This is a genomic window from Nocardia sp. JCM 38205 (genome assembly GCF_058222935.1).
Genome location: NZ_JBYHFL010000001.1, coordinates 1,094,235 through 1,111,907 on the forward strand (window position 1 = coordinate 1,094,235; position 17,673 = coordinate 1,111,907).

Annotated in this window: 17 protein-coding genes and 2 tRNA genes; 7 read left to right on the top strand and 12 right to left on the bottom strand. The window is 68.5% G+C overall.

The features are described from left to right. Positions 1–33: 33 nt before the first annotated feature. Together AC4HOU_RS05065 and AC4HOU_RS05070 are read right to left on the bottom strand one after the other, a co-directional pair. Positions 34–744: a PIG-L deacetylase family protein gene (locus AC4HOU_RS05065; RefSeq protein ID WP_163811877.1), complete on the bottom strand. Its 711-nt coding sequence runs from the start codon at positions 742–744 to the stop codon at positions 34–36. 84 nt (positions 745–828) lie between these two features. Continuing rightward, a complete protein-coding gene (locus AC4HOU_RS05070) occupies positions 829–1,002 on the bottom strand; it encodes a hypothetical protein (RefSeq protein WP_194992222.1) in 174 nt (57 codons plus the stop codon). 189 nt (positions 1,003–1,191) lie between these two features. On the opposite strand from AC4HOU_RS05070, the gene AC4HOU_RS05075 reads away from it, so the two are divergent. Further along, the gene (locus tag AC4HOU_RS05075; RefSeq protein WP_195019682.1) at positions 1,192–1,719 is read left to right on the top strand and encodes an OsmC family protein; all 528 of its coding nucleotides are present in this window, start codon (positions 1,192–1,194) and stop codon (positions 1,717–1,719) included. Between the two features lie 4 nt (positions 1,720–1,723). On the opposite strand, the gene AC4HOU_RS05080 is transcribed toward AC4HOU_RS05075, so the two are convergent. Beyond that, complete coding sequence (locus AC4HOU_RS05080) at positions 1,724–2,395, bottom strand: TetR/AcrR family transcriptional regulator (RefSeq protein WP_195019683.1); 672 nt, start codon at positions 2,393–2,395, stop codon at positions 1,724–1,726. A 139-nt stretch (positions 2,396–2,534) separates the two neighbouring features. On the opposite strand from AC4HOU_RS05080, the gene AC4HOU_RS05085 reads away from it, so the two are divergent. Continuing rightward, a complete protein-coding gene (locus AC4HOU_RS05085; RefSeq protein WP_194990978.1) occupies positions 2,535–3,680 on the top strand; it encodes an acyl-CoA dehydrogenase family protein in 1,146 nt (381 codons plus the stop codon). Positions 3,681–3,836: 156 nt separating this feature from the next. Beyond that, positions 3,837–4,835: a hypothetical protein gene (locus AC4HOU_RS05090; protein ID WP_195019684.1), complete on the top strand. Its 999-nt coding sequence runs from the start codon at positions 3,837–3,839 to the stop codon at positions 4,833–4,835. Here AC4HOU_RS05090 and pspM read toward each other — a convergent pair. From pspM to pgsA, 5 genes are all read right to left on the bottom strand, one after another. After that, the gene (gene pspM / locus AC4HOU_RS05095; RefSeq protein WP_163811867.1) at positions 4,832–5,704 is read right to left on the bottom strand and encodes a phage shock envelope stress response protein PspM; all 873 of its coding nucleotides are present in this window, start codon (positions 5,702–5,704) and stop codon (positions 4,832–4,834) included. The two genes, AC4HOU_RS05090 and pspM, sit on opposite strands and share 4 nt — an antisense overlap. A 123-nt stretch (positions 5,705–5,827) precedes the next feature. After that, positions 5,828–6,661, bottom strand: coding sequence for a phage shock protein PspA (gene pspA / locus AC4HOU_RS05100; RefSeq protein ID WP_104359183.1), 834 nt, complete (start codon positions 6,659–6,661; stop codon positions 5,828–5,830). Positions 6,662–6,877: 216 nt separating this feature from the next. Next, positions 6,878–7,324, bottom strand: a complete 447-nt coding sequence (locus tag AC4HOU_RS05105) for a helix-turn-helix domain-containing protein (RefSeq protein ID WP_195019685.1) — start codon at positions 7,322–7,324, stop codon at positions 6,878–6,880. Positions 7,325–7,433: 109 nt separating this feature from the next. After that, positions 7,434–7,937: a CinA family protein gene (locus AC4HOU_RS05110; protein WP_163811863.1), complete on the bottom strand. Its 504-nt coding sequence runs from the start codon at positions 7,935–7,937 to the stop codon at positions 7,434–7,436. Then, on the bottom strand, positions 7,934–8,590 hold the full coding sequence (gene pgsA, locus AC4HOU_RS05115; RefSeq protein ID WP_375139378.1) for a CDP-diacylglycerol--glycerol-3-phosphate 3-phosphatidyltransferase: 657 nt from the start codon (positions 8,588–8,590) through the stop codon (positions 7,934–7,936). The genes AC4HOU_RS05110 and pgsA overlap by 4 nt, the downstream gene beginning before the upstream one ends. Positions 8,591–8,700: 110 nt before the next feature. Here pgsA and AC4HOU_RS05120 point away from each other — a divergent pair, with 110 nt between their 5' ends. Together AC4HOU_RS05120 and AC4HOU_RS05125 are read left to right on the top strand one after the other, a co-directional pair. Next, positions 8,701–9,315: an amino-acid N-acetyltransferase gene (locus tag AC4HOU_RS05120; protein ID WP_163811860.1), complete on the top strand. Its 615-nt coding sequence runs from the start codon at positions 8,701–8,703 to the stop codon at positions 9,313–9,315. A gap of 37 nt (positions 9,316–9,352) precedes the next feature. Further along, positions 9,353–9,640, top strand: a complete 288-nt coding sequence (locus AC4HOU_RS05125; RefSeq protein ID WP_194990980.1) for a YciI family protein — start codon at positions 9,353–9,355, stop codon at positions 9,638–9,640. Between the two features lie 48 nt (positions 9,641–9,688). Here the strand turns inward: AC4HOU_RS05125 and AC4HOU_RS05130 are convergent, their stop codons facing one another. After that, complete coding sequence (locus tag AC4HOU_RS05130; RefSeq protein WP_163811856.1) at positions 9,689–10,675, bottom strand: TerC family protein; 987 nt, start codon at positions 10,673–10,675, stop codon at positions 9,689–9,691. A 705-nt stretch (positions 10,676–11,380) separates the two neighbouring features. Here AC4HOU_RS05130 and AC4HOU_RS05135 point away from each other — a divergent pair. Continuing rightward, positions 11,381–11,463, top strand: a tRNA-Tyr gene (locus tag AC4HOU_RS05135). 25 nt (positions 11,464–11,488) lie between these two features. Further along, positions 11,489–11,561, top strand: a tRNA-Arg gene (locus AC4HOU_RS05140). A 186-nt stretch (positions 11,562–11,747) separates the two neighbouring features. Here the strand turns inward: AC4HOU_RS05140 and AC4HOU_RS05145 are convergent. From AC4HOU_RS05145 to dapA, 3 genes are all read right to left on the bottom strand, one after another. Further along, positions 11,748–14,375 carry a DNA translocase FtsK gene (locus AC4HOU_RS05145; protein WP_195019686.1) on the bottom strand — a complete coding sequence of 876 codons (2,628 nt, stop codon included), beginning with the start codon at positions 14,373–14,375 and terminating at the stop codon, positions 11,748–11,750. A 212-nt stretch (positions 14,376–14,587) separates the two neighbouring features. Continuing rightward, a complete protein-coding gene (locus tag AC4HOU_RS05150) occupies positions 14,588–16,609 on the bottom strand; it encodes a ribonuclease J (protein ID WP_228815111.1) in 2,022 nt (673 codons plus the stop codon). Then, a complete protein-coding gene (gene dapA, locus AC4HOU_RS05155; RefSeq protein ID WP_194992204.1) occupies positions 16,606–17,529 on the bottom strand; it encodes a 4-hydroxy-tetrahydrodipicolinate synthase in 924 nt (307 codons plus the stop codon). Before dapA ends, AC4HOU_RS05150 begins: the two co-directional genes overlap by 4 nt. Between the last annotated feature and the right edge of the window lie 144 nt (positions 17,530–17,673).

The window sequence follows — 17,673 nt, forward strand, 5'->3', positions numbered from 1 at the left end:
ACCGCTCATCGACGCCGACGGCGCACGGTGGGCTCAGCCGCGGAAGTGGAACAGCTCGAAGCCCACCGCACGCTCGGCCGGGAAACCCTCGATGCGCCCGGTGGTCATGTCGAGGACGGCCCGCACCTGGTCGGCCACCGGTTCCTCGCTCAGCGCCTCCAGGTAGCGGCGGTGCTCGGCCAGCGAGGCCTCGGCCTTGTCGATGGTGTCGGTGACGTCGACGGCGTGGGTGACCTTCGGCCCGACCACTGCCGCCCAGCGCGGCGTCCACGGTTCCAGCTCGGCGAGTTCACGGAAAATCCATTCGTTGCCCGCGTCCGACACCGCATCCAGCGCCGCGCGTCCGACGGCGCGGTGATCGGCGCTGTTGACGTAGCCGGGCGCCCACACATCGCCGAAGTTGAACAGCACCACCATCTCCGGGCGGTGGCGCCGGATGGCGGCGGCCAGGTCGCGCCGCAGGGCCAGGCTCGCCTCGACCCGTCCGTCGGGGTAGCCGAGGAACTCGACCTCGCTGACGCCGACCACGGCGGCCGAGGCGATCTCCTCGCCTTCGCGCAGCGGGCCGGCATCGGCGGGCGGCATCCCGGCGATGCCGGCCTCCCCCGAGGTGGCCAGGACATATCGAATGTCCTTGCCCTGGCCGGTCCAGCGGGCGACGGCTGCGGCGGCGCCGTATTCGATGTCGTCGGGATGCGCGACGATGACCAGACCGCGCTGCCAGTCTTCCGGTAGCTGCTCCATACCCGCCATTCAAACACGCCCCCGAGACGGCAACGGGCCGTGCGTCTTCCGTATCGGGAAGCCGCACGGCCCGTGCGTGGTGGGTCAGAGTTTGCTCACGGTGTTCTTGTCCGAACCCGACACCGCCTTGTACAGCAGGTAGAGGCCGAACACCACGGCGCTGATCATCAGGATCGGGAACAGGCCCTTGATCAACGCACCGATGACGGCCAGTGCGATCCAGACAACGGCGACCACGCCGATGATCTTCCACAGCATTTCGTGCCTCCCAGCAATTCGTCGTCCTCCGAGCATGACACCGGGTAGGCGATAAATCACCAGGTGAGAGCCGATATCGGGGTGAAGTTCAGGGTTCACCCCTAGCCGCGGCAGCCGGCGCATCCGCCGTCAGAATCATGGCGAACACAACCCTCGTCGGCGGTGCCGTCGGCCCCTACCGTCGCGGTCATGACTACTACCCCGGCGCCCACGGCCACGCCGCTCAACGACATCGCCGCTGCCACCGCCACCGCGGTGGCCCAGGATTCCCGCAACGCTCAGGTCGTATTCCGCGCCTCGGCCGTTCCGCAGGGCCGGGTAGGGAGTTCGATCACGGCGCGGTCGCACACCCTGGTGGTCGATGAGCCACCGACTCTCGGCGGAGACGATACGGCCGCCAATCCGGTGGAGGTGTATCTGGCCGCACTGCTGTCGTGCCAGGTGGTGACCTACCGGTTCTGGGCCCAGCGGCTCGGCATCACCGTCGACGAGCTGTCCTTGACGGCCGAGGGCGATCTGGATGTGCGCGGCTTCTTCGGCCTGGACGATTCGGTGCGCCCGGGTTTCCAGCAGGTCCGGGTGCGGGTACGGGTGCGCGGTCCGGAGACCGATGAGCGTTACGCCGAACTCCAGCAGGCGGTGGAGGCGCACTGCCCGGTGCTGGATCTGACCACCGGTGTCACCCCGGTGCATGCGACGTTGGAGATCACTCGCTGAGCGTTCAGCGCCGTTCCAGTGGCGAATTCGGGTCGAGCACCACGCCGACGGTCCGCAGGTGGTGGTCGATCAGCAGCCAGGCCTGGGCGGTGAGCAGCTCCACCAACTCCTCGCGCGAGGTGTCGCGGTAGGACAACCACCACTGCACCGTGGCATCGATGAGGCCGAGCAGCGCGACGACCAAGCGGTCCGCGGCCACGGGATCGGCGTCGAACCGGGGGATGTAGCGGACCGCCGCCGCGGAGATCTCGGCGGCGAACGCACTGCCGCCGATGCGCGGCATGTCCTTGCCCCGGTAGTAGTTGCGCCCCAGCAGGAACCGATACAGGTTCGGATGTTCGCCCGCCCAGCCGACATGCGCCACGATCGGGGCGCGGATGGCGTCGAGCGGAGTGCCGTCGACCACGAGCGCGGCGCGGATCCGCTCGGTGATCTCCAGGTGTGCGCGCTTGGCCACCGCCCAATCCAGCTCCGCCTTGCTGGCGAAGTGACGATAGAAGTGGGTGCGGTTGAGGCCGGCGCGGTCAGCGATCTGCCCGGTCAGCGCGTCGGGGCCGTGTTCGGCGATCGCGGCGATCGCGGCGTCGACGATCGCGGCGCGCCGTTCGTCGCGCGCTGCGGAAACCGAACCCGAACGGCGGGTCTCGGCGGTGTCGGTCCATCGCTGTCGTTCCACGTCGCGCCACGCTATCGCAGGTCGGGGCCGTCGCGACGAAGGTGGGGCTTGTCACACCGGCCGGTGTGGGACACACTGTACCCGTTATTCCCGGTAACGAATACCGTCCCCGGGGCCGCTCAACGGGAGGACACACCCGATGACCACCTACCGGTCGTGTTGGATGAACGAGGACCTCGATGCGCTGCGCGAGCTCGCGCGGGCCTTCTTCGAGAAGGAAGTCGCGCCCAACGTCGACAAGTACATCGAGCAGCACCACGTCGACCGCGACCTGTGGAACAAGGCCGGTGAACTGGGACTGCTGTGCCTGTCGATCCCGGAGGAATACGGCGGTGGCGGCGGCACCTTCGCGCACGAGGCCGTGCTGATCGAGGAACAGGCCCGCGTGGTGGACACCGCCTGGGGCCAGAGCCTGCACAACGGCATCGTCGCGCACTACCTGCTGGCCTACGGCACCGAGGAACAGAAGCAGCAGTGGCTGCCGAAGATGGCCAGCGGTGAGGTCGTCGGCGCGATCGCGATGACCGAGCCGGGCACCGGATCGGACCTGCAGAACGTCAAGACCAAGGCCATCCGCGATGGCGACGAGTACATCGTCAACGGGTCGAAGACCTTCATCACCAACGGCGCGCAGGCCGACCTGATCATCGTGGTGGTCAAGACCGACACCAGCCAGGGCGCCTCCGGCATCAGCCTGGTGCTGGTCGAGGCCGACCGGCCCGGTTTCCGGCGTGGGCGGGTGCTTGACAAGATCGGCCAGAAGGGTCAGGACACCTCCGAGCTGTTCTTCGAGGACGTGCGCATCCCGGTGAGCAATCTGCTCGGCTCGCAGGAAGGCCAGGGCTTCATCCAGCTGATGCAGCAGCTGCCACAGGAACGGCTCATCATCGCCGTCGGCTCGGTGGCGGGCATGGAGGTCGCGCTCGAGCACACCCTGCGCTACACCAAAGAGCGCGAGGCGTTCGGCCGCCCGGTGTTCGGTTTCCAGAACACCAAGTTCAAGCTGGCCGAGGTCGCCACCGAAGCCAAGATCGCCCGGGTGTTCACCGACGACTGCATCGCCAAGCACATCGCAGGCGAGCTCGACATCCCGACGGTCGCGATGGCCAAGTGGTGGACCACCGAGCGCGCGATGTCGGTGGCCAGCGAATGCCTGCAGCTGCACGGCGGCTACGGCTACATGACCGAATACCCGATCTCGCGCATGTGGGTCGACAACCGCGTGCAGATGATCTACGCGGGCACCAACGAGATCATGAAGGAAATCATCGCCCGCTCCCTCTGAGCGCCGATGATCATCGGTGGGGCCGCACCGGCGCCCCACCGCCTTCGGCTCGCCACCGCGAACACCGGAAGCGATCGAGCCGTACTCCGCGCGTCGTCTTGCTCTCGGCCGCGGGCGCGGGCTCTGATGGGGCCGGAACCGAGCGAGGAGCCCGCGATGACCGACGATCCCCAGCATCCGTCCTGGGCCCGCGTCCTCGACGCGATGGTGCGCGAAGCCGGCACCGAGCCGCCGATCCACGGAGTCATCGCCAGCGCGGACCCCGCACCCGGCGGCGCCGGATGGGTGAGCTTCGCCGGGCAGCAGAGGCCGACGTTCGTCGGCGCGACCGGCCCGGATCGCACCCTCTGGCGGGTCTGGCGTCATGGTGCGCGCATTCGCGTCGAGAACCAGGACGGACAACCTCTGGTCCTCAGCGATGGGGTGCGATCGTGGCGGTTCGACACTCCGGGCGAACCGCCGCTCGAGGATGACGCGTCGGCGGTCCGGTTCATCGGCAGCGCCGTGCGGCTGGTGGTGCGGCGCAGCGCAAACGATTTCGTGGGCGAGGATTTCACCCGCCCGACCGGCCCCATCACCACGACCGTCTTCCTCGGCCGTCCGGCCTGGGCGGTGGAACTCGGCCCGCCACCGCACAAACCGTTCCCGATACAGCTGGTGGTCGATCAGGAAACCGGACTCGTGCTGCAACAGCGCAATGACGACGCCGGGCTGGTCAGTGACGAATGGATCGAGCTGAGCGTTGGTGCGCCGATCGACGATGACGTGTTCAGCTGGCCCGGACCGGTACGCACGCGGGCCGATGTACAGCGCCGGATGCGGGAGCGCGCCCTGGAACGGCAGCGACAGCACCGAGAGTGGTTCGCCCGTACCGTCACCCCGGAGCCACTCTCGATTCAGGTAGATGTGCCGCTCGATATCGAGACCGTTCACGAATTCGACGAAGCGACCGGTGCGTTCACCGCTTCGCTCGGCCGTCCGCCGTTCTGGTCGATGCTCGCGCGGCGTCCGCGTTCGGCCGAACCGTGGGAGCTGGGCTGGGCCGGCAGCGTGCACCGATGGTCGACCGCGGAATTCGACTGGGCGTTGCGGGTGGACGGCGCCGAACCCACCGCACAGTCACTGGCGCGGCTGCGGGAGTTGCTCGGCGGCTAACCGCCGTGCGGCGGCAGGGGTGCGGGCGCCTGCTTGTCGGCGATTTCGGTGAGGGCCTGAGCCCAGCCGTCGAGGCGGTCGGCGGCGTGCTGGAGTTCGGCGACGATGCCGTTGAACTGGTAGGCGACAACGGTGCTGTCGGGCACCGCGAGTACGCGACCGGCGGCGGCGACGAGTTGTTCGTATTCGGCGACACCGGATTCCAGCCGCTGCACCGCCGCGCCGACAGTGGCCGTGAGCGAGGCGCCCGCCTGCGGATTGGTGCGGCCGACGGTGGCCGCGGCGCGTTCCATGGCGACGATGTCGGCGGCCAGCGCGTGCAGGGCGGCCGCGCCGGAGCGAGCGGTATCGAGCAGGTCGTCGAGTTCGTCGGGCGGCAGCCGGCGCGATCGCGCGATCTGGGCACCGAGATCGTGCATGGCCCGCTCGGCTCGGACCAAAGCGACGATCGGGGCCCGCGCCGCCGAACGCACGCCCGGCGCCTTACGCGCGATGAAGGCCGCCTGCGGCAGCGGTTTTCCGCGCAGCCGCAGATAGCGGCGCGCACTGAGCGCGGTGCCCGTCACCAAGGCCACCGCGCCGCCGCCGACGACCACCACGGCCCAGGCGGGGGCCGAAATGATGACCAGCCCAACGGTTCCCACCGTGGTGAGACCGGAAACGGTGCCCAATTGCATGCTGCGCCTGCGGGCCCGGCGGCGCTTGCGTAGTTCGCGTTCACGCGGATCCGCCCAGCGGCGCACGGCCACGAGTGCGTGCTCGCCCACATCGCGCAAGGTGTCGGGCAGGTTGGTCTGCCCGGTTCCGAAGGCCGGTGATCCGAAGATGTTCATGCCGTCGACGCGGCCGCGGGAACCGTTGCGGCTCATGTCAATCCTTCCGCCGACACCACTACGACCGCCCCGCCGGACGGTCGGCGTTCGGGGCGGGTGCGGGCGCCGATCGGTCTACCGGACGCCCGCACGCTCGCCACCATGGTTGTTTCCTCGCCGCTACTGCTGCGCGGTCTGGCCCTTGTTCATCTGCGGCTGCGGCTGCGCCGGATCGGCCTGCGCCTGCGCCGGGTTGATCGCCGGTGCGGCACCGCCGGAGGGCAGGGCATCCCCGCGCATGGAGGCGCGGATCTGCTCGAGCTTGCTGTGCCCGGCCATCTGAATGCTGGCCTGCTGCACTTCGAGCATCCGGCCCTGCACCGAGTTCTGGGCGAGTTCGGCCGAGCCGAGCGCGGTGGCATAGCGGCGTTCGATCTTCTCGCGCACCGCATCCAGGCTCGGCGTGGAGCCGGGGGCCGACAGGGTGGAGTCCATCTGCTGCAGCGAGGCGCTGACCTGCTCCTGCATCTTCGCCTGCTCGAGCTGGCTGAGCAGCTTGGTGCGCTCGGCGACCTTCTGCTGCAGCAGCATGGCGTTCTGCTCGACCGCCTTCTTGGCCTGCGCGGCGGCCTGCAACGACTGATCGTGGAGCACCTTCAGGTCTTCCACCGACTGCTCGGCGGTGACCAGCTGCGCGGCGAAGGCCTCGGCCGCGTTGGTGTACTGGATCGCCTTCTCGGTATCGCCCGCGGCGGTCGCCTGATCGGCCAGGGTGACGGCCTGACGGGCGTTGGCGTTGAGCTTCTCGACCTCGTCCAGCTGACGGTTCAGCTTCATCTCCAGCTGGCGCTGGTTGCCGATGACCGACGCGGCCTGCTGCGAGAGGGCCTGATGCTGGCGTTGCGCTTCCTCGATAGCCTGCTGAATCTGGACCTTCGGATCCGCGTGCTCTTCGATCTTGGAATCGAAGAGGGCCATCATGTACTTCCAGGCCTTGACGAACGGATTAGCCATCGATTGATCCCGCCTCCATCTGCTGCGCCGCTGTGCGCGACTCCAGTGCGCGACCGTCACGCACCCGATATGTGCCTATCCTCCACTACGTGGCGCCTGGACCGGGCCAACCCCGCGAGTAGGGTCGGACACGGTCTGCTTCCGCCGCCTATGACGAATCTATCCGCTTTTGCCGGTGGCCCGCAGCGTTGCCACGGCACACCGCCGATTCGGGGCTCACGCGCTCTTCACCAGAACCAGGGTGTCCGAACGCGGCGCGGGGATGACGATCCTGGTCTCGCCGTCGATATGCGGGCGTACCTCGGGGCCGGCCACCGACATCGTGGCGGTGGCGGGTTCGGCGGGTGCGGCCTCGGCTTCCTCCGCGGCGGCCGGGGCCTCGGCCGCGTCAGCGCCCGCCGGCACCGCGACGGCGGGCTCGCGCACGTCGTCCACCCCGGCCATGATCGTGCTCACGTCCCACAGCACTCGCGACAACGGAACATCGAGGGCCTCGCAGATCGCGGCCAGCAGCTCGCTCGAGGCCTCTTTGCGGCCTCGTTCGACCTCCGACAGGTAGCCAAGGCTCACCCGCGCGGATGTGGACACCTCCCGCAGAGTTCGCTGCTGGGCGAGACGCGCACGCCGCAGACTGTCACCGATCGCTTCTCGCAGCAGCGTCATCTCGGTCTCCTCACTCCCTGTTTCCAGGCGTCGGCGCGCATGCGCCGCTTTCTGGCACAACGTCCAGGTGCGTCCGGTTGGTTCCCGAGCGAGAGATCTCGCCGCGAATTCAGTCCGCCGCCGCCGGAGCCCGCACACATCGCAGGAGTTCGGCGAGCGCGGTCCGTGCCGCACCCAGTCTGATGTTCCACCGGTCGCCGGACAGTTTCAACCGCATCACTTCGGTGTGCCCTGGACCGGCCAGTCCGAGGAAGACCGTGCCGACCGGGTATCCGCCCTGCGGGTCCGGCCCGGCGACCCCGGTCAGGCCCACTCCCCAATCGGCGCCGCAGCGGGTGCGGGCGCCGACGGCGAGCTGTTCGGCGGTGCTCGCGGCCACCGGGCCTTCGGTGTCGAGCACCTCGGCGCCGACTCCGGCCAGGCTGTGTTTGAGATCGGTGGCATAGACCACCAGCCCGCCGCGCAGTACCGCGCTGGCACCGGGAATCCCCGCGATGGTGGCGCTGAGCAGGCCTGCGGTCAACGATTCGGCGGTGGCGACGGTCTGGCCGGCCGCGGCCAGGGCGGACACGAGTTCGGCGGCGGGCACCTGCGCGGTGAGCGGATCGCTCATCCGTTGCGGTGACGGGGAGATCCGGCGAACCACACGCGCGCCGCCTGGCCGACGTAATCGAGTCCGGTGGCCACCGTCAGCACCAGCGCCAGCCACATCAGCGCCATCCCGGCGGTGGCGAATCCACCGGCCAGCGGCAGCACCAGCACCGCGATGGCCAGCGACTGCACCAGAGTTTTCAGCTTGCCGCCGCGACCGGCCGGGATGACGCCGCGGCGCACGACCACCAGCCGCAGTAGCGTGATGCCGAGCTCTCGGCCGCAGATGACGATCGTCATCCACCACGCCAGATCACCTAGCACCGACAGCCCGATCAGCGCGGAACCGATCAGCGCCTTGTCGGCGATGGGGTCGGCGAGTTTGCCGAAGTCGGTGACCAGGCCGTATTTGCGGGCCAGTTGCCCGTCGAAGCGATCGGTGATCGCGGCGAGCCCGAACAGCGCCGCCGCGGTGATCCGCCACCCCGTGTCGTGACCGCCGCCGGCGAACAGCGCGAGCACGAACAGCGGTACCAGCGCGATCCTGGCCATGGTCAGCACGTTCGCGATGTTCAACAGCGGAACGGCGGGCTCGGCGGGCGGCGGCACCAGACCCGGGCGCAGCGGCGCGGGACCGGACCAGCCACGATCCATTTCCTCGGGTTGCACGCTCATGGCCGCCTCTGGATCCAGTCGCGCTGCCCGGCGCGATGCGTTGAGCGGTACGACTGGGTGTGCGGCACATCTCCAGACTATCGGTAGCGGGGCCGACTACTGTGCACCCCATGACCTCACGGGGACCACTGAGTGGTTCGACCAGCGACGCACCCGCCGCGGTGCCCGCCGATCCCGCAGGCGCGGCGCCGTCCGGCGCGCCCGCCACCGCATCGGCAGGCGCGCATGATCGTGCCCCGACGGTGCGACGTGCCCGAACCTCGGACGTCCCCGCGATCAAAGCCCTGGTTGACGTCTATTCGGGCCGGATCCTGCTGGAAAAGAATCTGGTCAACCTCTACGAGGCCGTGCAGGAATTCTGGGTTGCCGAGCAGGACGGCCGGTTGGTCGGTTGCGGCGCGCTGCATGTGTTGTGGGCCGATCTGGGTGAGGTTCGCACGGTGGCGGTGCACCCGGATGTGAAGGGCCAGGGTGTGGGCAAGCTCATCGTGCGCAGGCTGATCGATGTGGCCAGGGAGCTGGAACTGAGCCGGCTGTTCGTGCTGACCTTCGAGGTGGAGTTCTTCTCCCGGCACGGATTCGTCGAGATCGACGGCACGCCCGTGACCGCCGAGGTGTACGCCGAGATGTGCCGCTCCTACGACACCGGCGTCGCCGAATTCCTCGACCTGAGCTACGTCAAGCCGAACACCCTCGGCAACACCCGGATGCTGCTCACGCTCTGAGCGGCTCCCGCCCACCTTCGACAGAAAGCGATCCGACGTGCCGCTGTTCGCCGTCCACTACACCTACACCGCCGAGACCGTGCCCGGGCGCGACGAGCATCGTCCCGAGCATCGCGGCTGGCTGGCCGATCGGCTGGCCGAAGGCACGCTGCTGACCAGCGGGCCGTATCCGGACGGTTCGGGCGCCCTGCTGGTGTTCCGGGCCGACGACGAGACCGCGCTGCGCACCCTGCTGGCCGAGGATCCGTTCGCTCGCAGGAACCTGATCACCGAGGTCAGGGTCAACGAATGGCTGCCCATCTTCGGAGCCATGAGCCAGGTATGAGCACCGGTGGTGCCGGCCGGGAACCCGACCGGCACCACCGGGTTGCCACTACTTTGCCGCCTGTTTGGTCTGCTTGGTGCGCAGCAGGCTCGCCACCGTCGCCACCACCAGGATGCCGATGATGACCGACAGCGAGAACGCGGTGGAGATCTCCGGCACCGACACGTGCTCACCGCCGTTGATGAACGGCAGCGTGTTCTCGTGCAGGGCGTGCAGCACCAGCTTCACACCGATGAAGGCCAGGATGGCCGACAGCCCGTAGGACAGGTACACCAGCCGGTCGAGCAGGCCGCCGATCAGGAAGTACAGCTGACGCAGGCCCATCAGCGCGAAGGCGTTCGCCACGAACACGATGTAGGGCTGTTCGGTGAGGCCGTAGATGGCGGGGATGGAGTCAAGCGCGAACAGCAGGTCGGCGAAGCCGATCGCCAGCAGCGCCAGCAGCATCGGGGTGACCGCGCGCCGGCCGTTGATCTTGGTGAGCAGCTTGTCGCCGTCGTATTCGTCGGTGGTCGGCACCAGCTTCTTGGTCAGCGCGACGATGCGACTGTCGCGTTTCTGCTCCTCCTCGACCTCGTGTCCGCTCTCGCGCAGCAGCTTGACCGCGGTGTAGACCAGGAACAGGCCGAACAGGTAGAACACCCAACTGAACGCGCTGATCGCGGCGGCGCCGACGGCGATGAACACACCGCGCATGACCAAGGCCACCACGATGCCGATGAGCAGCACCTTCTGCTGGTAGATCCGTGGCACCGCGAAGGTGGACATGATGATCAAGAACACGAACAGGTTGTCCACCGAGAGCGCCTTCTCGGTGACGAAGCCCGCGTAGTACTCCCCGGCGTAGGTCCCGCCCCACTTCCAGGCGATGAAACCACCGAAGGCCAGTGCGAGGCCGATGTAGACCGCCGACCAGAAGCCGGACTCACGGAAGGTCGGTTCGTGCGGTGTGCGTACGTGGGCGAAGAAGTCGAAGACGAACAAACCGAGGATCACCGCGACGGTGATCCCCCACTCCAGCGCGGTCACCTGCATGGTGCGCTCCGATCGGCAGTAAGACTCATGACGTCAATCATGCCCGATTTGCCCGTTTCGCTCGGCTTGCGGGCTGGTTGCTCACCATGATTTCACATCCCGCGCAGGTCACCGCGCGCCGTGATGTCGGTCTCGTGCACCGGGTCGCCGGCGGTGCACCGGCCACACGCGCCAGGACATCACGTCGGCTACGCAGACCGCAGCGGCCGCAGCCGGCCTCGCCACCGCACGATCGCCGTGCGGCGTCGGGTGCACGTGGCTGCGCTCGTTGTCCTACGTCCACCGTCCTACATCCACCGGAACCCGGCCGAGCTGGCGCGCCCGACAGCGCCGGGCCGAAAGCGCCGGTCGACAGTCCGGCGCGTGGACAAAGAAATACTCGCCGCCGAAAAGCTCTTTTCTGGAACATAATTCGGGTGCTACCGTTGTAGCCGTCATCGAAACTCCCCCGGTACCAACACGACAGGCGAAAGGCCGGAACCATGAACGTGCAGCGCATTCACGAGCGGCAGATGCGCCGGCTCGGCGTCGCACGCCGGAGCGGCGCATTCGTCCTGCCCGAAGCCATGCCGTACGCGGATGGCCTCGCTCGCGCCCGGAGCAGCCCCTAGCCAGACCTTTTCGGATCCGGCAGGGGTCATTCCATGGCGAAAGCCAGGAATGGCCCTTTTTTTCGTGTGCACATCAATGGTGCACAGGAATTGCGGCAGTATGCCCGAGCGGACGAAAGGGCCTGCCTGTAAATCAGGTGCATTACGCCATCGGAGGTTCGAATCCTCCTGCTGCCACATATTCATTGCCGCGTAATTCTTCGCGCTCGTAGCTCAACGGACAGAGCATCTGACTACGACTCAGAGGGCTGGAGGTTCGAATCCTCCCGAGCGCACGCGGGCCGAATGCTGTCCAGCCTTCGGCCCATGGCTCACGCAGGTTGCCGCCGGGCTCTCATAAGGCCCGGTCGCGTGGTTCGACTCCACGGTGAGCTCCGACGGAGGTCACTCCTCGTCCGATCCCGCACGTGCATCGCACGCGGCGGATCGGCCAGAGCAAACCTTCCGAACCGGGGCACCGATCAGTCCTCGGCCTCCGGCGGCGGCTCGTCCCCACCGCCGCGGATCGACCACAGCAGCCCTTCGAGCTCATCCGGTTTCACCAGCACATCACGCGCCTTGGAACCCTCGCTCGGCCCGACGACGTTGCGGGTCTCCATCAGGTCCATGAGCCGGCCTGCCTTGGCGAATCCGACCCGCAGCTTGCGCTGCAACATCGAGGTGGAACCGAACTGTGAGGTGACCACCAGCTCCACCGCCTGCAAGAACAGGTCCAGATCGTCGCCGATGTCGGGGTCGACGTCCTTCTTCTCCCCCGCCTTGGCCGCGGTGACGCCCTCGGTGTACTCGGGTTCGGCCTGGTTCTTGGTGAATTCGACGACGGCGTGGATCTCCTCGTCGCTGATGTAGGCGCCCTGCAAGCGGGTCGGCTTACCCGCGCCCATCGGCAGGAACAGGCCGTCACCCATACCGATCAGCTTCTCCGCGCCCGGCTGGTCCAGGATCACGCGCGAATCGGTGAGCGAGGACGTCGCGAACGCCAGCCGCGAGGGCACATTGGTCTTGATCAGACCCGTCACCACGTCCACCGACGGCCGCTGCGTCGCCAACACCAGGTGAATGCCCGCGGCACGCGCCTTCTGGGTGATCCGCACGATCGCATCCTCGACGTCGCGCGGGGCCGTCATCATCAGGTCGGCCAGCTCGTCCACGATCGCCAAGATGTACGGGTACGGGCGGTAGACCCGTTCGCTGCCCAGCGGCGCGGTGATCGCACCCGACTTCACCTTCTTGTTGAAGTCGTCGATATGGCGCACCTTGTTGGCCTGCATGTCCTGGTAGCGCTGCTCCATCTCCTCCACCAGCCAGGCCAGCGCGGCCGCCGCCTTCTTCGGCTGGGTGATGATGGGCGTGATCAGATGCGGAATGCCCTCGTAGGGCGTCAGTTCCACCATCTTCGGGTCGATCAGGATCATCCTGACCTCCTCCGGGGTGGCCCGCTGCAACAGTGAGACCAGCATCGAGTTCACGAAGCTCGACTTACCGGAGCCGGTGGAACCGGCCACCAGCAGATGCGGCATCTTGGCCAGGTTCGCGGCCAGGAACTCGCCTTCGATGTTCTTGCCGAGCCCGATCACCAGCGGATGGTGATCGTTGCGGGTCGACGGCGCCTTGAGCACATCGGCGAGGCGCACGAGTTCGCGATCGGAGTTGGGCACCTCGATGCCGACGGCCGACTTGCCGGGGATCGGCGCGAGCAGGCGGACGTTCTCGGTGGCGACCGCGTAGGCGATATTGCGGGCGAGGGCGGTGATCTTCTCGACCTTCACACCGGGCCCGAGTTCGACCTCGTACCGGGTGACCGTCGGTCCGCGCACGAAACCGGTGACCGCGGCGTCGATCTTGAATTGCACCAGCACCTCGGTGATCGCCTCGATCATCGATTCGTTGGCGGCGCTGCGCTTCTTGGGCGGTTCCCCGTCGGTGAGCAGGCTCATCGGCGGCAGCGTGTAATCGCCTTCGATGACCCGGTCGGTGACGAACTCCGGTTCCTTCGGCGGCGGCGGAGTCTGGTCGACGACCTTGGCCGGCTTCGGCTTGGCCTTGGGCTTGGGTGGTTCGGCCGGGACGTCGGTGGCGATCGGCTTGGCGTCGCGCAGCGGCGGTTCGCCCAGCGATTCGGTGACGGCGTCGGAGCCGGCGAACTCGTCGGTCGGGTAGTTCTCCTCGGGTGTGCGGCCACGGCGACGGGAACCGCCGCGGGTGAGCGGGAAGCCGTCCGCGTCGTAGCCACCGGAGGCGAAGTCGGGGTCGTAGTCGTCGTATTCGTCGCCACCGCTCGCGGTGCCGAAGTAGTGCCGGAACAGGGCGGGCACCTCGCGCACGGTGGTGCCGGTGACCAGCAGGACACCGAAGACGATGGCCAGCAACAGGATCGGTACCGACAACCACGCCGTCAGCCCGTCGGTGAGTGGGCCACCGACCACGAACCCGACGAAACCGGCCGCCCGCGACCGTCCGTGCGCGTCGGTCGGGGCGCCCGCGGCGATATGCCAGAGCCCGAGCATCGGCAGCCCCACGAGCAACCCGCCGAGCACCAGCCGGGGCCGGATCTCCGGATGCGGTTCGGTACGCATCAGCACCAGGGCGATGCCGGCGGCGACGAACGGCAGTGCCGCCGAGGCCGACCCCGATACCGCACGGATCACGTCCTCGACGAAGTGTCCGATCGGGCCGCCCGCCGAGAGCCACACCGCCGCCGCGATGACGCCGCTGAGAGCGATCAATGCCAGCGCGATCCCGTCGCGGCGGTGCCCGTGCTCGATCTCCCCCGCCCGGCTCAGCGTTCGGGTGGTGGCTCCGAGCCCGCGCGCCAGCATGGTCCAGCCGCCGCTGATCCCGCGCCCGATGACGGCCAGTGGTGCGGTGTCGGACCGGCGGCGCGCGGGACGTCGCGCGCCCGAGGCGCGAACCCGCCCGGCCGTAGCGCGGCCGCGAGCCGCTGAGGTGCGGCCACGGCCGGCCGAACCGGTGCGAGTCGTCGAACGAGATGGGTTCGTCGCCGAACGATTGGAGGCCGCCGTCGTCCGCCCCCGTGCCGATCCCGCCCGCGCACGTGTCGTAGTGGTGCTGCGGGACTTACCTGCCATGAACTCAGGCTAGCCGTAAACGCACCATCTGGACCATCCGCAACACTGGTATCGCCTGTAACTTGTGCGGATGAGCGGGGCGAATGCCCAGGTGATGGGGTTCATCATGCACCGGACCGCGACATCGGACACGCCGACACACCGTCGTGGCGTGCGGCAGGCAACAGAAAACCCGCCGGACGAGTGCTCGTCCGACGGGTTCGCCGCGAGATTCAGACCCCGATGACCGTCGGCACGATCATCGGACGGCGCCGGTAGGTGTCGGCCACCCAGCGTCCGACCACCCGGCGCACGCCCTGGGCGATGCGATGGGTGTCGGTGATGCCTTCCCCGGCCAGGCGCAGCAGTTCGCTCTCGACCAGCTGCGCGGCCTCCGAGAGCGCCGTCGGATCGTCGGAGAAACCGCGACCGCTGACCTCCGGCGTGCTCACCGCCTTGCCGGTGGTCTCGTCGATCGCGACGGTGATGGCGATGAAACCGCCCTCACCGAGCACCAGCCGGTCCGACAGCGTGGATTCGCCGACGTCGCCGACCGACAGGCCGTCGACGTAGACGTGGCCCACCGGCACCCGGCCCACGATCGAGGCGATGCCGTCGACCAGATCGACCACCACACCGTCCTCGGCCAGCACCACGCGGTCCTCGGGTACCCCTGTGGCCACCGCGAGCGCGGCGTTGGCGCGCAGATGCCGCCATTCGCCGTGCACGGGCATCGCATTGGTGGGCCGGACCGCGTTGTACAGGTAGAGCAGCTCACCCGCGGAGGCGTGCCCGGAGACGTGCACCTTCGCGCTCTGCTGGGTGATCACCGAGGCGCCGAGCCTGGCCAGGCCGTTGACGACGGTGAAGACCGAGTTCTCGTTGCCGGGGATCAGCGACGAGGCGAGCACGACCAGATCGTCGGCGCGGATATTGATCTGGCGGTGGTCACCGCGCGCCATCCGTGACAGCGCCGACAACGGTTCGCCCTGCGAACCGGTCGAGATCAGCACCAGCTTGTCGCTGGGCAGGGTGGCGGCCTGATCCAAGTCGACGACGATCCCGTCGGGCACCGTCAGATAGCCCAGATCCTGGGCGATCTGCATATTGCGGACCATGGACCGGCCGACGAAACAGATGCGGCGCCCGTACTTCTGGGCGACGTCGACCACCTGCTGGATGCGGTGCACATGACTGGCGAAGGAGGCGACGATCACCCGGCCCTTGGCCTTACCGATCACCGTGTCGAGGACGCCGCCGATCTCGCGTTCGGGGGTGACGAAGCCGGGCACCTCGGCGTTGGTGGAATCCACCAGGAACAGGTCGACGCCTTCGTCGCCGAGGCGGGAGAATCCGGCCAGGTCGGTGAGCCTGCCGTCCAGCGGCAGCTGGTCGAGCTTGATGTCGCCGGTGTGCAGGGCGACGCCGGCGGGAGTGCGGATGGCGACGGCGAGCGCATCCGGAATCGAATGGTTGACCGCGAAGTACTCGCAGCCGAACGGGCCGTGCGTGGTGTGCTGGCCTTCGGTGACCTCCACCAGCTTCGGATGCTGGCGGTGCTCACGGCATTTCGCGGCGACCAGCGCCAGGGTGAACTTCGATCCGATGACCGGGATGTCGGGCCGCAACCGCAGCAGGAACGGCACGGCGCCGATGTGGTCCTCATGGCCGTGGGTGAGCACGACCGCGACCACGTCGTCCATCCGATCCTCGATCGGACGGAAGTCCGGCAGGATCAGGTCGACGCCGGGCTGTTGATCTTCCGGGAACAGCACGCCGCAGTCGACGATGAGCAGCTTGCCGCCGTACTCGAAAACGGTCATGTTGCGGCCGATTTCGCCGATGCCGCCGAGGGCGAAGACCCGCAGGCCGTTGCTCGGCGCCTTCGGCGGCGTGCCGAGGCGATCCTGCGGAGCGACCGCGGCCCGTGGATCCGGCTGCGGCGCGGATTGATCGCCGCGGCCACGCCCACCCTGCCGGGGCCGGCCCTGCTTACGCGGACGGTCCTGTCCGGTACGAGATTCGGTGGCCTTCGCGGGCGCCGCGGCCTTTTCCGGCGCGGCTTTTTCCGGTGCGGGCCGCTCGGGTGCGGTCTGCTGCACGGGCGCGGCCGGAGCCTCGGCCTCGCTCGGCGCGGGAGGCGTTGTGTCAGCGGGCTTTTCCGGTGCGGCGGGCGGCTGCGGCGGACGCGGCGTGGCCGGGCCGGCGCCGCGGCTGGCGGAACGGCGGGGACGACGGCCTAGCGGGGCCGTCATCCCAGCACTCCGGCCGCGCGCAGATCGGCGCTGAGCAGGTCGAGCTGATCTGGGCCCGGCATGAGCTGCGGCAATCGCGGCTCGCCGACGTCGATGCCGAGCAGACGCAGGCCCGCCTTCGACATGGCCACCCCGCCCAGCCGCGCCATCGCGGCGTTCAACGGCACCAGGGCGGCGTTGATCTCGCGGGCGCGGACCACGTCACCGGCGGCGTAGGCGTCGACCAGTTCGCGCAGCCGCTCCGGCACCAGATGGCCGATGACGCTGATGAATCCGGTCGCCCCGATCGACAGCCACGGCAGGTTCAGCGTGTCGTCGCCGGAGTAGAAGGCCAGGCCGGTGGTGGCGATGAGTTCGGCACCGGCATTGAGATCGCCCTTGGCGTCCTTGACCGCGACGATGCGCGGGTGCTCGGCCAGGCGTCGGATGGTGTCGGAGGCGATCGGCACGATCGAGCGCGGCGGAATGTCGTAGAGGGTCACCGGAAGATCGGTGGCATCGGCGACCGCGGTGAAGTGTGCGATCAGGCCCTCTTGAGTGGGCCGCGAGTAGTACGGCGTCACGACCAGCAAACCGTGGGCACCCGCCCGCTGCGCGTTGCGCGCCAGCTCCACCGAATGCGCGGTGTCGTAGGTGCCGGCGCCGGCGATCACGGTGGCGCGCGAGCCGACGGCGTCGACGACCGCACGCAGCAGATCGGCCTTTTCCGACTCGGTGGTCGTCGGCGATTCACCGGTGGTGCCGGAGATCGCGAGCAGGTCGACACCCCGGTCGACCAGGCGGGCCGCCAGCGCGACGCCGGCATCGACGTCGAGCTTGCCCTCGGCACTGAAGGGGGTCACCATCGCGACGCCGACCGTGCCGGAGGCACGCAGCCGACTCGAATCGCCGGCGCTGCCGGGCCCTGGGTGGTTACGCATGCTGCCGCCTCCGGGCCTGCGCCTCGCACCGCGGTGTCGGCGTCGATTCACCGTTCGTCATGGTCAGAAAGGCTACCCGGTCCGGGATGCACCCTCGACACCCTCGTCGCCGTTCGGAGACGCCGGGCACATGATACCCGTCTC